The sequence below is a fragment of the Neolewinella agarilytica genome, from assembly GCF_900110645.1.
In the GTDB taxonomy this organism is placed as follows: domain Bacteria; phylum Bacteroidota; class Bacteroidia; order Chitinophagales; family Saprospiraceae; genus Neolewinella; species Neolewinella agarilytica.
The window spans coordinates 109,067-123,979 of record NZ_FOFB01000015.1; the positions used below are offsets into that span (position 1 = coordinate 109,067).

Annotated in this window: 12 protein-coding genes and 1 tRNA gene; 3 read left to right on the plus strand and 10 right to left on the minus strand. The window is 51.0% G+C overall.

Annotated features, from left to right (window positions below):
• Nucleotides 1-19: 19 nt before the first annotated feature.
• The 4 genes from BM123_RS14265 to BM123_RS14280 all read right to left on the minus strand — a co-directional run bounded on the left by BM123_RS14265 (nt 20) and on the right by BM123_RS14280 (nt 2,763).
• Entirely contained in the window at nt 20-523 is a 504-nt protein-coding gene (locus BM123_RS14265) for a hypothetical protein (protein ID WP_090169677.1), read from the minus strand.
• Nucleotides 524-553: 30 nt separating this feature from the next.
• Nucleotides 554-1,267 carry a MotA/TolQ/ExbB proton channel family protein gene (locus BM123_RS14270; protein ID WP_090169678.1) on the minus strand — a complete coding sequence of 238 codons (714 nt, stop codon included), beginning with the start codon at nt 1,265-1,267 and terminating at the stop codon, nt 554-556.
• Between the two features lie 469 nt (nt 1,268-1,736).
• Nucleotides 1,737-1,823, minus strand: a tRNA-Ser gene (locus tag BM123_RS14275).
• A 121-nt stretch (nt 1,824-1,944) separates the two neighbouring features.
• Nucleotides 1,945-2,763 (minus strand): TatD family hydrolase, encoded by an 819-nt coding sequence (locus BM123_RS14280; protein ID WP_090169680.1) that lies wholly within the window; start codon nt 2,761-2,763, stop codon nt 1,945-1,947.
• An 82-nt stretch (nt 2,764-2,845) separates the two neighbouring features.
• On the opposite strand from BM123_RS14280, the gene BM123_RS14285 reads away from it, so the two are divergent.
• Nucleotides 2,846-3,502 carry a ribonuclease H1 domain-containing protein gene (locus tag BM123_RS14285; protein WP_090169757.1) on the plus strand — a complete coding sequence of 219 codons (657 nt, stop codon included), beginning with the start codon at nt 2,846-2,848 and terminating at the stop codon, nt 3,500-3,502.
• A 29-nt stretch (nt 3,503-3,531) separates the two neighbouring features.
• Here the strand turns inward: BM123_RS14285 and def are convergent, their stop codons facing one another.
• The 6 genes from def to BM123_RS14315 form a co-directional block, all read right to left on the minus strand.
• Nucleotides 3,532-4,086, minus strand: coding sequence for a peptide deformylase (def, locus tag BM123_RS14290; protein WP_090169683.1), 555 nt, complete (start codon nt 4,084-4,086; stop codon nt 3,532-3,534).
• Between the two features lie 46 nt (nt 4,087-4,132).
• Entirely contained in the window at nt 4,133-4,543 is a 411-nt protein-coding gene (ruvX, locus tag BM123_RS14295) for a Holliday junction resolvase RuvX (RefSeq protein WP_090169685.1), read from the minus strand.
• A gap of 131 nt (nt 4,544-4,674) precedes the next feature.
• Nucleotides 4,675-8,151 (minus strand): efflux RND transporter permease subunit, encoded by a 3,477-nt coding sequence (locus tag BM123_RS14300; protein ID WP_090169687.1) that lies wholly within the window; start codon nt 8,149-8,151, stop codon nt 4,675-4,677.
• 181 nt (nt 8,152-8,332) lie between these two features.
• Nucleotides 8,333-9,505, minus strand: coding sequence for an efflux RND transporter periplasmic adaptor subunit (locus BM123_RS14305; RefSeq protein ID WP_090169690.1), 1,173 nt, complete (start codon nt 9,503-9,505; stop codon nt 8,333-8,335).
• A 77-nt stretch (nt 9,506-9,582) separates the two neighbouring features.
• Entirely contained in the window at nt 9,583-10,932 is a 1,350-nt protein-coding gene (locus tag BM123_RS14310) for a TolC family protein (RefSeq protein ID WP_090169692.1), read from the minus strand.
• A 103-nt stretch (nt 10,933-11,035) separates the two neighbouring features.
• A complete protein-coding gene (locus tag BM123_RS14315; protein WP_090169694.1) occupies nt 11,036-11,662 on the minus strand; it encodes a TetR/AcrR family transcriptional regulator in 627 nt (208 codons plus the stop codon).
• Between the two features lie 241 nt (nt 11,663-11,903).
• Between BM123_RS14315 and BM123_RS14320 the strand changes: the two genes are divergently transcribed.
• Complete coding sequence (locus tag BM123_RS14320) at nt 11,904-13,373, plus strand: TlpA family protein disulfide reductase (protein ID WP_090169696.1); 1,470 nt, start codon at nt 11,904-11,906, stop codon at nt 13,371-13,373.
• Between the two features lie 209 nt (nt 13,374-13,582).
• Nucleotides 13,583-14,635 (plus strand): lysylphosphatidylglycerol synthase transmembrane domain-containing protein, encoded by a 1,053-nt coding sequence (locus BM123_RS14325; RefSeq protein ID WP_090169699.1) that lies wholly within the window; start codon nt 13,583-13,585, stop codon nt 14,633-14,635.
• Nucleotides 14,636-14,913 lie beyond the last annotated feature (278 nt).

Sequence of the window (14,913 nt, forward strand, 5' to 3'; positions counted from 1 at the left end):
GTCTTGGTAGTTTAACGGATTACTTAAAGATGCCACGAATACCAAACACGACCAGTGAAAGCACCGAAAGGGCAATCATGATCAGCGCTGCCAGGATGGCGCCACTGATAAACTTCAGGTTGCCACTCGTGAAAGTCGCTTCCTGAGAAGTCGTGAACTTATTGATGGCGTTCTGGATTTCAGGCGACTCAGCGGCGATGTCTCCGTTAGCGGAAGAGTAACCGATGAAGACGATGGCTGCGAGTACCACCAAACCGATGATTCCTTTTAAAGAACCTTTAGGGTCAGAGGCAAACTGCGCAACACCGAAAACGATGGCAGCGAGAAAAGCGATAACAATCAATACGATGGAGGCCATCATACCAAAGTTAAAGATGTCTGTTTCGTAGCTCCGATCGTCTCCCTGAAGAGTATCAAAGACAGCTTCGTCAGCAGAGAAAATACTTCCCAGGAAGATTACCGTAATCAGCAGTCCAATCCCAAAAGCCAGCGCCTGACCGTATTTATTCAAAAATGCGTACATGCTATGATTGGATTTAGTAGTGAGTGCAAATTACTTGCGGAATACGTTGTTCGTAGCCATGGTATCAACCAGAGCGATAGAAGCATCTTCCATACGGTTAACGATACCGTCGATCTTGTTTACAATGTAGTTGTACAGGATCTGAAGAATAATAGCCACAACAAGACCGAATACAGTAGTAAGAAGGGCTACCTTAATACCACCGGCAACAACTGCAGGGGAAAGGTCACCAACTGTTTCGATACGGTTGAAGGCCTGGATCATACCAATTACCGTACCCATGAACCCAAGCATGGGTGCAATAGCGATAAAGAGAGAGATCCATACGAGGCCACGCTCCAAAAGGCCCATTTGAACGGAACCGTAGGAAACAATAGCTTTCTCAACGGCGTCGGGGCCTTCGTCAGCGTGGCGAAGTCCTTCGTAAAGAACGCTGGCCGTTGGGCCGGCAGTGGACTTAGCAACCTCACGGGCTCCTTCCATGTCTCCGGCTTCAATGCGCTCACCGATGCGGCTGAGCAGCTTGTCCGTATTAGTGGATGCAAGGTTGAGGGTAATGATACGCTCAATACAGAAAGCCAGTCCGAGAATCAGACAGATAAGTACGATGGCCATGAAGCGCCAGTCACCATCGATGAACTGTTTCTTCAGAACCTGGAAGCCAGCGGAGTCCTGTGCTAACAGGTCCGAAGCGGAAAATGCTACCAGCGAAAGGGCCGCCAGCGTCTTGAATAGATGTCGCATAGCCAAATTTAGGTTTAACGAATAGTTTGTGCGTGATAAGAAATCCCCGGGCCGGCCCTGCCGGGCCGGGAGAATGTAAATGTAAGTAGTATATCGCCGTTGCGATATTTGATGCGATAAGATAAGCAGAACTTTTACTTATCACAATTTTCAATGCGGAGAGAGGGACAACTCCTTTCAGTCGTGATCGCTGCGCTCAATGTTCGAACACTACGAGACCGTCGGAAAATATCTCCTGCTTAACTCCTTCTTGTCAATGCGGAGAGAGAGGGATGACTCCTTTCAGTCGTGATCGCTGCGCTCAATGTTCGAACACTACGAGACCGTCGGAAAATATCTCTCACCTAACTCCTTCTTGTCAATGCGGAGAGAGAGGGATGACTCCCTTCAGTCGTGATCGCTGCGCTCAATGTTCGAACACTACGAGACCGTCGGAAAATATCTCTCACCTAACTCCTTCTTGTCAATGCGGAGAGAGAGGGATTCGAACCCTCGAGACAGTTACCCGCCTATACGCTTTCCAGGCGTACCTCTTCAGCCACTCGAGCACCTCTCCTAATCATATTGTGAGGCCTTAATGTTCGCTATCCGTTGATAGCCTTGCTCGCAATAGACGCAAAAATTGCAAAAACGATCAACAAAACAAAATTTTTATTGGCTGTTGAGACAATTAAGACTCACTTTATGAGCGCTTGCTTAGCTGCCCAGGGGAAATCTTTCTGTGCAAAGCGGTCAAGTTCAAAGAGTTGCCACGAATTTTCGTTTGTTTGTCGGCCAACGGCCTCAGGAGAAGTTTCCCAAATTTCTGCAATTTTTTCTGCGACGAAAGGTAAAAAAGCTGTCTCGTTCCGTTTTCCGCGCTTCGGGACGGGTGCCAGGTAAGGAGCATCCGTCTCGAGTAAAATACGATTCTGTGGGGCTGCTTTTAGCACGGGTTCCAGGCCGCCATTCTTGAAGGTTGCCACTCCTCCGATTCCCAGATAGAAACCCAGGGAGATGGCTTCCTGTGCCTGCTCTACGCTTCCCGTAAAGCAGTGAAAGACGCCTCTGAGTTTCGGGTTGTTAATATCCTTTATGATGGCCAACAACTCATCAATGGACTCCCGGGCGTGGATACAAATCGGCAGATCGTAGTCAATTGCCCACTGGCATTGCCTGCGAAAAGCAATTTCCTGTTGTTCCCGGAAGCTTTTATCCCAATACAGATCCATCCCAATTTCACCGATTGCCACCCAACGGCGTTCCGCCAGGTAGTTTTCAATGATGGCCAGCTCTTCCTCAAAGTTTTCTTTAACGCTAACCGGGTGAAGACCGATCATTGCTAAGGTAAGGGCAGGATACTCCTTTTCAAGTAAAAGCATTTCAGCATGGCTGCTGCTATCCACTGCCGGCATAATGGCTAATTCCACCCCTGCGGCGGAGATACGAGCCATCATTTCTTTGCGGTCAGCAGCAAACTTGGTGCTATAGAGGTGAGTATGCGTATCAATGTACATAGGTTACGATAACAGTAATGCGCCCCAATTCCTTTTTGGTGGTTGGGGGGTGAGAAAAAAATGCTCGGCTTACCTTCGCTCCATGGCAAAGAAAACGAAGTTCTACGTAGTCTGGCTGGGGCATCGCCCCGGCGTTTATACGGATTGGCCTACGGCCAAGCAACAAATAGATGGCTACAAAGGTGCGAAGTATAAATCTTTCCCCGACCGCCGGCAGGCGGAAGCGGCCTTTGCCAACGGTTTCCAGTCTTACATAAAAGCCGCCACCTCCCCTGCCGCCAGAAAAACATCGAACCTGCGGAAGCGCCGCCAAAATGCTCCTCATACCGATAAAATCATCACACGCAGCATTAGTGTTGACGCTGCCTGCTCCGGCAACCCGGGAAAAATGGAATATCAGGGTGTCACCACCTCCGGAAAGAAACAGCTCTTTCACCGGGCATTCCCGCTGGGAACCAATAATATCGGTGAATTCCTGGCACTCGTTCATGCCCTTGCTTTCCTCAAAGGGCAAGACATGGGCGACCTGCCGATTTACAGTGACTCCCAAATTGCCATCGGGTGGGTGCAGAAAAAAAAGTGTAAAACCACTCTTGCCAAAACCCCCAGGACAGAGGAACTATACACCTATATTGAACGTGCCGAAGCATGGCTGAAGGCCAACCCGGTCACGAACCCAATCTATAAATGGAACACTAAGGCATGGGGAGAAATCCCCGCAGATTTTGGCAGAAAGTAGACGCTACGCTTTAAGACGTCGCTTCGCGCCTACTTCACAAATTTCATCCGATACTTAGCGCTGATATTGCCCTTCTTTATATTCTCCAGCTTCCGTTTGATCATCCGCCTTTTGAGTGGCTTAAGTAGTTCTGTGAACAGGATGCCTTCAATGTGATCATACTCATGCTGGATGACGCGGGCGTTCAAGCCAGTGAATGTTTCTTCGTGTTCAACGAAGTTCTCATCAAGCCACCGGATGGTGATTTCTTCCGGGCGCTCAACATCTCCGGAGAGGTCAGGGATACTGAGACATCCTTCGGAGTACGAACAATCGTCACCGGCTTCCTCCAGAATTTCCGCATTGATGAACACCTTTTTAATCCCCAGATGTTCTTCTCCTTCCTCATGCATCGGTCCGCTATCTACCAGAAAAAGTCGGATAGACCGGCCAATCTGAGGAGCAGCCAGGCCCACGCCATTGGCATTTTCCATCGTTTCCCACATATCTTCGATGAGCTGCTCTAAGCCTTCATAATCCGGGGTGATATCTTTAGCAACTTTCTTGAGGACAGGTTGCCCATATGCGTAAATCGGTAATTTCATGACAGGTGGATAATTCGTAAAACTGTTTTAAATAAGCCAAAAAGACTTACGTGATGGACTCCATAAAGTCCTGCAAAATGATAGTCGCAGCCATCTTATCAATACGCTCCTTTTCCCGCCTTTTCATTTTAGGCACCCCCATTTCAATGAGCGCTTCCATGGCACGTTTGGAAGTCCGGAATTCGTCTTGTCTGTGTAGCGTTATCTCTGGATATAGTTTGGCAAATTTACGTTCAAAGCCAATAACATGCTCATGTATTTTGTTGGGTTTACCATCTTTATGCAGGCTTTCACCAATCACCAGGTCCCCGACGGGTTCTTTTTCGAGGTAGGTTTTCAGCCAGTCGAAAAGCTGCCAGGTAGGTATAGTCTCCAGGCCCGTAGCGATAATTCGCAGCGGGTCACTAGCGGCAATTCCGCACTTCTTAGAACCGTAATCAATGGCAAGGATACGCACGTGGGGATAATTTTACCACGTGATAACGTTCTAATCCTCTGCCAGGTTTCCCGGGCGACGGAGCGCAGGTGCAAAGAACGCTTGTAGCGCCAGTTTTGGCTTAGCGCTACAAGCGGTAATTAAGAGCGCGTTTAAGACTGGCCGGAGCCAATCGCGTCTTTATCAATAGCCAGGTTCCGGTCTTCTGACGAAGAAAAAGACAGTCGCTTCACCAAAGATTTGATACTCCGACGAGACTTATAGATGAGCCACATCATTACCGGCACCACGACCAGTGTAAGGAAGGTGGCGAAGACCATACCGTAGATGATCGTCCAGGCCATTGGTCCCCAGATGGCGGTATTGTCTCCTCCGAGGAAGTAGCGACCATCCCAGGTAGCGATAAAGCTGAAGAAGTCAAAGTTGAAACCAATAGCCAGCGGAATCAGGCCCAGAACGGTAGTAATTGCCGTAAGCAGTACCGGTCGGAGGCGGGTAGACCCGCCATCAACGATAGCGTTTCGAATGTCCTCCAGCTCCAGCTCAGAGATTTTTTCCAGGCCCTGTTCAGCTACCTTTTCTTTCATCAGCAAGGTGGTGTAGTCAATCAGCACGATGGCGTTATTAACCACTACTCCCGCCAGGGAGATGATACCTACACCGGTAAAGACAATCGACAGTGTTCCACCAAAGAAGTAATAGCCCAGTAAGACACCGATTAGTGAAAGCACTACTGAAGTCAGGATTATGAACGGTGAACTGATGCTGTTAAACTGAGCAACGATGATAATGAAGATCAAAAACAGAGCAAAGACGAAAGCTCCGAGCAAAAAGCCCAGGTCTTCCTGTTGCTGCTGCTGCTCTCCGGTAAAGGCGTAGTTGAAGCCCTCCGGCATATCATAGCCCTGCAGGGCTTCCTCAATCTGGGGCACTACGCTGTTCCCTACGTAGCCATCCAGCACGTTAGAGCTGATGGTGATCACCCGGTCCAGGTCTTTACGTTTAATGCTGGAGTAGGTGGAGGTGTACTCCACGTCCGCCACCGTACTGATGGGCACCTGAGAAATCTGGCCATTGGCGGGATCACGGAAAGTGATGCGCTGGTCGAGCAGCGCTTCAACGCTGTTGCGATCCTGCTCCCGGAGGCGAATAAAGATCGGGAACTCGTCTTCCCCGAGCTTATACTTACTCACTTCCTTACCATAGACGGATGTCCGCAGAGCACTGGCTACCTGGAAAGTACTCAGGCCAAACCGGCGGGCTGCTTCCCGATCAACTTTAACGAGTAATTCGGGCTTGCCGAGCTTTACGTCAGCGGTCAGCTCTTCAATACCCGGAATGCCCTGAGAATTGATGTAACTGATGATGTCGTCTCCCAGGGGAATAAGCTTCTCCAGGTCTTCCCCCGTTACCTCCAGGTTGATGGCTTTGCCCGTAGGAGGTCCGTCAGCATTTTTGTCAACAGTGATCTTAGCCCCGGGAATTCCCTGAACCGTTTCCCGGATCTCCTGCATGATTACGTTCGTGCTTACACCGCCCCGTTCGCGGAAGGGGACAAAGCTGACGGTAATTCTGGCTTTATTAGGCGTAACGCCGGGCTCCGGCGGGGTATTGGGATCGGAGGTATTCTCTCCGATCTGGGTCAGTACAGATTCCACCACCTCATCATAAGGCTCCAGAAGCTTCAGAATTTTAGTTTCCAGCTGCTTGGCCACCAGGTCGGTGGCCATAATGTCTGATCCCAGCGGCAGCTCTACGAAAGCATTAACGTAGAGAGGGTCCGCTGAGGGGAAGAACTCTACCTGCACCCGCTTAGAGGTGGAGATCAGGAAAATGGACAAAAAGAACAGGCCAATGGTACCAAACAGAATACTCCGTCCCCAGCGCAGAGAGAAGTTAATGGCGCCTTTGTATTTGCCCTCGAGCCAGGGGAGGAAGCGGTCCTGGAAGACAAACGATACCGGGCGTAGCATGAAATAGTATACCAAAGTTGTGATCGTAACGATCACCATCAGGTTGAAGAACCACTTCTGACCGCCAAGCAGGCCAATAAGCACGCCAAGAACCATCAAGAGCCCTGCTATTAACAACGTTCTCAGCATCCCGCGGCTGCGCCCCTTTTGCGTTTCCGCACGCTCATCAATCTTCATGAAGCTTTTAGCCAGTACGGGGTTGATCACCAGTGCCACAATGAGGGAAGACCCGAGTACCAGAATCAACGTAATGGGGAAGTATTTCATAAACTCCCCCACAATACCCGGCCATACGGCCAGGGGGCTAAAGGCCGCCAGGGTGGTTGCCGTAGAGGCGATGATCGGCCAGGCAACCTCGCCTGCACCAAACTTTGCGGCATTATCCGATTTTCGGCCAAGCTGCATATACCGGTAAACGTTCTCTACAATCACGATACCGTTATCCACCAGCAGACCAAGAGCCAGAATCAAGGCGAAGAGTACCACAATGTTAAGCGTGACGCCCGACAGCCAAATCCATAAAATCCCCATTAGCATAGACAATGGGATGGCGATACCCACAAAGAGGGCATTGCGCAGACCGAGAAAGAAAAGAAGTACGAGAACCACGAGGATTACCCCGGAGATGATACTGTTTTCCAGGTTGTCTACCTGATCGCGGGTGTTGTCACTTTGGTCGTTGAAGAAGGTGATCTCCAGATCTTCAGGTAGTTGCTTCTTCATTCTGGCAACCACCTCTTCAATTTCATCCGAAGTAGTCAACAGGTTTTCACCTGACTTCTTAATCACATCCAGGCTTACCACCGGCAGGGCGTTCGCCCGGGCAATACTGATGGGGTCTTCGTAGCCGAATTCAACCGTCGCAATGTCCCGGAGATACACCAGCCGCTGACGCTCGTTTTTCACGATGGTATTGGCCAGTTCATCAGCATTCTGATATTCCCCAACCACCCGGATTGCACGGCGAACATTGTTGTTCACAATCTCTCCGCCAGAAAGGGTGAGGTTCTCGCTGCCAATGGCATTTTCGATGTCCTGAAAGCTGATTTCCAGACTCTCCATTTTACGTACATCAACGGCAATCTCGATTTCCCGATCCTGCACTCCCTTCAGCTGTACGTCATTGACGCCCTTAATGTCTTCGATCTCTTCTTCCATCATTTCTCCGTAGCGCCGCAGGTCATCCGGTGAATAGTCTCCACTCATGTTAACCGTTACGATGGGAAAGTCAGAAGCAGAGATTTCCAGAATCGTTGGGTCTGTATCCAGATCCGAGGGTAGCTCCGGCTTGGCAACATCAACGGCGTCCTTCACCCGGCGCACGGCTTCATCGATGTCTTCATCAGCATTGAATTCTACGGTGATAACCGAGAAATCCTGAATACTGGTAGAAGTGATTTTCTTGAGCCCGTCTACGCTCTGAAGTTCTTTTTCCAGTGGCCGGGTAACCAGGCTTTCGATGTCAGCCGCCGAGTTACCGAAGTAGGGCGTATTGACAAATACCTGCGGAAATTTCACCTCCGGAAACTGCTCCTTCGGCACCTGATCATAGGCGTAAAGACCAAAGATGAAGATCATTATGGTGAGCAGAAAGACGCTGGTGGAATTGTCTACTGCCAGGTTGGTCAGGGAGAATGTTCTTTTATTCTGTTCCATGGGGTTGCGGGATACAAGTTGCGGGCTGCGGGTTGCGGGTTGCAGGTTGCAGGTTGTGAGTTACTGGATGTGGGTTGCAGGGTGCGGGTTGCGGATTACAGAGTTGCAGCTTAGGCGCAGGGGGCAGCCAGTAAGGCCTTCCTTACACCCTGCACCTTGCAACTTGCAACCTGCAACCTGCCTACTGAATAGGATTTTGGCTTAAGCTTACCTTCTGCCCGTCCGTCAGGCCACGGGAGCCATCCGTAATGATTCGGTCACCGACTTTTAGCCCGGCAGTAATGACGGCTTTGTTCTCATAGCTTTCGCCCGTTTCTACGTAGACCTTTTTGGCGACGGGGCCGGCCTCGCCCTCCTTTGCCAGGAAGACGAAACGACGGCCATCGATCTCCTGTTGAATTTGATCCTGGCTAATGACGATGAGATTCTCGCCGGCGAAGTCCAGAACTTCAACTTCTGCCAGCAGGTTAGCCTTCAGCGTCCGGAGATATTTCCCGGGCACATCAATTTCTACCTCAAAAGTCCGGTTAGCAGGGTCTACCGTTTTACCGATCCGGCTAACGGGAGCCATAAATTCAAGATCCAGCGTAGGGACCTTTACTTTTACTTTCTGGCCCCGCTTTACTTTAGTGAGCAGGTTCTCGGAGGCATCCGCCACTACGTCAAGATCGTTTGTATTGAGAATGGAGATAATCGGCGCTCCCGGAGCAGCCGTTTCTCCCTGCCGCATCATCACCCGGTCAACGGTACCGGAGATGGGAGCGTAGACGTTTTTCTTCGCCGTCTGAACATCAATGGAGGCCAGCTGCTTCTGCAGCCTGTCATAGTTGTTCTTAGCCTGGAGGTACTGAATCTCGGAACCGATGTTTTGGTCCCAGAGCCGTTTCTGGCGTTCAAAGACCGTTTTGGCCAGCTCCGCCGCCGTTTCCAGTTCTGCCCGTTGGGTAGTAATGTCCTCCACGTCAATGACGGCGACCAGGGCTCCTTTGCGGATGTTGTCCCCTTCTTCATATTTCATGCTCATAATCCGACCAGGCAATTGTGGCGTAGCCATTGCCGTTTCGGAGGCCCGAACGGTCGCCTGTACTTTAGCGAAGTTTTCAAAAGAGGAAGCCGAGACCGCTTCGTAAGCCACCAGGACTCCCTTCGGTGCCAGACTGGGGTCTGCCGCGAAGATTTCCTGCTCCAGAGCTTCTACGTCTTGCGTTAGCTGTCGAAGCTCCGCTTTTTTCGTTCGGAGGTATTCTTTCTTCCCGGCCAGATCTTCGGGCACAATGTCTTCAGAGACGGCGCTACCGCAGGATGCAAGGAGCGTGGTAAAGAGCAAAGGAAGTAGGTAATGTATAGTTTTCATCTTGTGGGGATGGATATTGCTAAGGGGGGGGAAATAGAGGGGAAAATGCAGGAATAGGTGACCCTGTTCTTACATCATTATTGAGGACGGCCGAGGGCCAGATACAGATCCTCTTTGGCGACAAGTGTTTCGTAAAGTGCGTTGAGATAGTTGGCCTGAGACTCATAAAGCGCCTGTTCGGCCTGTACGATCTCAATACTTGAGCCAACGCCCTCACGATATTTAACCTGGGTCGTTTCGTAGATCCGCTCGGCGAGCTCAAGGTTGCTTTTAACAACGGCCAGCCGATCGCTGGCGCCAACAAAGGTGGTCCGGGCGTTAAGCACCTCCAGTTGTATGCTTCGCTCTACATCGTTACGCTGGTTAACGACTTTCTGCGTGGCAAGAATCGCGCGCTCTTTGCGGGCAGAACGTCCGCCAAAGTCATAAATGGGGATGTTAGCCTGCAGGCCAACCAGCACGGTGGGTGCCCAGAAGCCATCACTGAAGTTGTCCCCCTGATATTGGTACTGTGCCGCCACGTTGGCGTAAACTGTAGGCAGATAAGCCGCCCGGGTGAGTTCTTCATTGAGCTTCTGCAGCTCGATGGTTTTGTCCAGGAGGCGAAGCTCCGGGCGCCGGAGGTACGGAATGTCCGCCGTCAGAGCCGCTGCTTCGATCTCCGTTTCCAGCTTATCGAGATCGTCTTCAACCTGAAGGCCGTCTTCCAGCGGATAATTGAGGGTAAATTTCAGAGCACGCAGTGCGTTCTCTCCCTGGCGGGCTACCTGATCCCGCTGGCTACGCAGGTTGTTCAAGCTAAGTACCAGACGGTCAACGTCCAGCTGCTCCACAAAGCCTGCCTCATACTGTGCTTCGGTTTCGTTCTTCAGCTTTTCGAGGTTGGAAATGTTACGATCCAGAATGCCGACGTTGGTCTTCAGGAGCAAAACAGGGAAGTAGGCCTTTACGACCTGCGACCGCAGCGTCCGCTGCGTATTTTCCAGCTGCAGGTTGAAGTAGTCCCCACTGGCGCGCGCTGCGCGCAGGCCAACGAAGAAGCTCCCGTCGAAGAGCATACTCTGGGCGCTAAGCCCGGCCGTAAAGCTATTCTTGAGCTGAAAAGCAATACTCGTCGGAGCATTGGGGTCGCCCATGGCAAAGGCTTCGGGTAGCGGCAGAACGGGCACTTTCAGGTAGTGGGTAAAATCCAGTGAGCCATTAATCTGTGGCAGGCCCGTACTGAGTCGTTCCTTTACGTTTTGCTCCGCGTCCAGAATGTCCACCCGGGCATTTTTTATGGCCGTACCGTTGGCCATGGCATATTCTACCGCAGCGTCCAGGCTAAAAACCTGAGGAGCGGATTCCTGCGCCCGGAGGGAAATCGTCAAACAAACAGCCAGCATTAATGCCAGAAGCGGTCCGGGACGATGGGAAAAAAGGTTCATCTTAAAGTACTTGTATTACTGTAGGTAATGTCAGAAACGGGGCTGAAAAGTTGCATCCCGATAACTTCCTGAGTTTTCTTTTGGATTGATTGCGTTTCAATATTTATTCCAAAGCTTCCTGCTTGAGGTAACTTTCAAGCCGTTCCCGGCCAAATTGATTCGTAATCCCGTGAAAATGATAGCGGGTTAGCTGGCTGATGATATCCGAGATCAATCTGTCCTGAGCGGGAAAATGAGCCCGGTCAATCACCATTTTTATCATTCCGGAGTAGAGCGTAGAGACGATGTCACTTTCAATATCTTCCCGATACAGCCCTTCTTCCATACCTCGTTCAAGGTTATCGGCAATGGACTGCTGAAACTCGGCATGGTGTGATTCCATTTGCTCCTTCCAGATACTGGGGTAATATTTTTGCAGGTCCCGAAAGGTCGTCGGACTGATCTGCCGCATCTGACGAATGAAGAAACGGCTGTTGCGCAAAAACTCATCGATGGCATCCTTGGACTCTGATCGGTTTCGGGCTAGTATCCTTCGGTCTTCACAGGAATCCTGCTGCATCACCATTTCGATGAGTTGCTCCTTGTTCTCCACTATCTGATAGATGGTCTTCTTCGATACGCCCACCTCCCGGGCGATATCGTCCATACTTACACTCTTAATCCCTACGCGCATGTAGAGATCGTGGGCCGCTTTCAGCAGCTCTTGTCGAAGTTGTTCGTTTTCATTCACCGACCGAGAACGAAGGAAACTTTAAATGGTTCTAAAGTTTCCTTCGTTTTTTAAGTTTTTTTTGTTCCCACGGCTGAAGCCGTGGGAACAAAAAACCTTGCACCTGCACGTTCGGCTGGCTCAGTGACCACGGTGAGTGCTAAAAAAAACTCGCCAATACTAAAAAGTACAGGCCGGTTGTTCTTTTACCAAACACCTGAAATAAGCTTATTTTTATAGCCCACCGCCGACCATCCAACGAATGAAACACCTAAGCACTATTCTTTTGTTGGCGATACTCTTCGCCTGCCATTCAACACCGCCTATGCCTGAATATTCCTACCGGGACGAACTTCAATCAAGTACCATCCACCTGCAACTAGAAGATTTCGACGCTTCCGTTGACCCGCTTGGTATAACGCTGTTCTGGTATCCATGGCATACACAAGATCAGAAAAGCATAAACCTTACGGCAGACAGAAGCGGGCGTTTCACCTTTGAAACAACCGCCAACGTGGTGACGAACTACAGCCTGATTCTCGGCAGTAAGATCTATGACCTCGTGCTGCCTCCCGGGGAGGACCTGACCATCCGGCTGGTCCGTAAAGACGACGGGACATTCGTTTTTAAATCTCCCGAAAACCCGCTGACCGAACAAATAGGAGAGATGATAAGCATCGTCGCCCCGCTTGACTGGGAGGCAATCAATGAAAAACTGGGGGGCTCTACCGATCCGGACACCATCCTGGCCGTCAATCAACAAATCGCCACCCAACGACTAGCCCGCCTGGATTCCCTGCGGAAAGCGAATACTTACGACAATCCACTGGTGTATGTCTACGGCGAGGAATTTATCAAAAACAAAGTTCGCTATGATTTCAATGTTCAGGCACTGCAAAAGGGAATGAGCTCAGGGCAGGAAGAGTTATCCCGGCTACTGATCCCCACCGCAGGAACGGTCGTAACCGAAAAGCCCGTGTACAACTACGAAGAGATCAATGACCTAAGTTACCAGGCCATGGCCCTTACCCACGAGTGCTACCTGCAGACGAAGTCCATGAAAGGACAAGCGCGCAAGGACCGCTACTACGAGCTGTACCGAAAAGCCATTGACAGTGTGTATTCCGGCTTTGGGCGGGATGTATTGTACGCCCGTTTCTATGACCAGCAAATGATGGTAGAGCCAACCGCCACCGGTTTGATTGAGGACCTGGAAAACTTTTTGCGACAGACTCCTTACCCCGCATTACGGGTTCCATTACGAGAAAAGCTGTCAGTGCTCAAAGGAGAAAAATCGGCACATAATCAGTACGTACAGCAAATCGAGGAGCTATCAAATGAGGAAGACAACCCTATACCCGCCATTTTGGAGAAACATAAGGGTAAAGTCGTCCTAATTGACTTTTGGGGCACCTGGTGTCCTCCTTGTGTATCAGAACTAAAGAATTACTACCCTGCATTTGCAAAAAAGTACGATGCGGATCAGGTTGCTCTGGTATTTCTGGCCGTGAAAAGCCCGGAAAACATCTGGCGGAAACAAATTAGCGAATTAACCTTTTCCGCTGAGCACCATCAGTTGAACGAAGCACAAAGAGCTACCCTAAGCAATCTGTTCGGCATTAGTGGCTTTCCTCATCACACACTATTTGACCAGAGCGGGAAGCTGGTAATGGCAAAAGTCGGCGGGCCAGGGAATGGACTGGAAGCACAGGTAGACAAGTTATTAGATTAGGCTTCTTGCGCTCGCCGTGGGTACGAAGCCTGCTGAACGTGCAGGTGCAAAGGAAGGGTTGCAGAGCGATGATTCCACTACCCTACGGCTGAAGCCATGGGTAAAGAAAACCTTGCACCTGCGTTGAGCGCCAAATAAATCTACGTGCAACGATAACGGGTCTTCAGGCGTCTTACCAGCAAACCGTCAACAAGCCTACCTTTGCCCCCATGAATAAATCTCTGGCCAACGCGCTGAAATTTCTCCTCTTCGTCGGGGTGGGTTTCGGCATCCTGTACCTGATGTATCGCAGCCAGCAGGCCGCCTATCTGGAACAATGCCGTTTAGACGGAGTGCCGGACGATCAGTGTAGCCTGCTGGACAAGCTGGTCGATGACTTCAAAAGCGCCAACCCTTTGTGGCTGCTCATGACGCTGGTGGCTTTTTCCCTCTCTAACCTCAGCCGCGCCGCCCGCTGGAACATGATGCTGCGCACCTTCGGCAAAACGCCCCGCCTCACCAATGCTTTTCTGACCATTAACCTGGGATACTTTGCCAACCTCGGCTTTCCGCGGCTCGGCGAGGTCCTGCGGCCTGCAGCCATGGCCCGCTACGAGAAAATCAGCCTGGAACGGGTCATTGGCACCGTCGTTGTCGGCCGCATGGTTGATGTGATCATGCTGCTGCTCATAACGGGTATCGCCCTACTCCTCGGTCGGGAGAAGTTGTGGAACCGCGCAATGGAATTAGCCGACTTTGGAGACAAAGTTGACCTGCTTCGCAACCTGGCCATCTTTGGTGCCATTGCCGGCATCCTGATTCTTGGCCTACTCTGGTGGCAGCGCCAACGCATTATGGACAGCGTCATCGGGCAAAAAATATTAGCTATCATCCGTGGTTTCGGCGAAGGCATTCAAACCATTCTCAAGGTCGAAAGCCCCCTCTGGTTTCTCTTCCACAGCCTCAACATCTGGCTGATGTATATCCTGATGACCTATTTCGTCATTCTGGCCTTCTCTCCTACCGCTGCCCTGAGTATTGAGGCGGCGCTGGTCACCTTCGTTTCCGGTGGCTGGGGCATTGTCATTCCCAGCCCGGGCGGAATGGGCACCTACCACTTCCTCACCGGCGAAGCCCTGAAACTTTACGGGATCCATTCATTGGATGCTTTCAGCTGGGCTAATATTTCCTTTTTTACCATCAACATTGGCTGCAATGTGCTCATCGGCCTGATCGCCCTGCTGGCGCTGCCGAGAATCAATGCGGATTATGAACCGGAGTAGCCGGGTGTCGGGTGCCAGGTGCCGGGTGCCGGGTGCCGGGTGCCGGGTGCCGGAAAAAGCGAGGTATTATATACGTCACCAAATCAAATCAGCTAAAATTTCGTCCTTTGGCTAACCGCCACCCCGCGCCCGATACTACACACCCCGCTACCCGCACCCGGTACCCCGGCCCCCGCAACCACCGGCCGGCATCCCGCGTTATTTTCTGACTACTCACCCCAAACCAATCCTCCCATCCTCACCTACACCTGGCGATCCGGCCGAATTTTCGGCGTTCC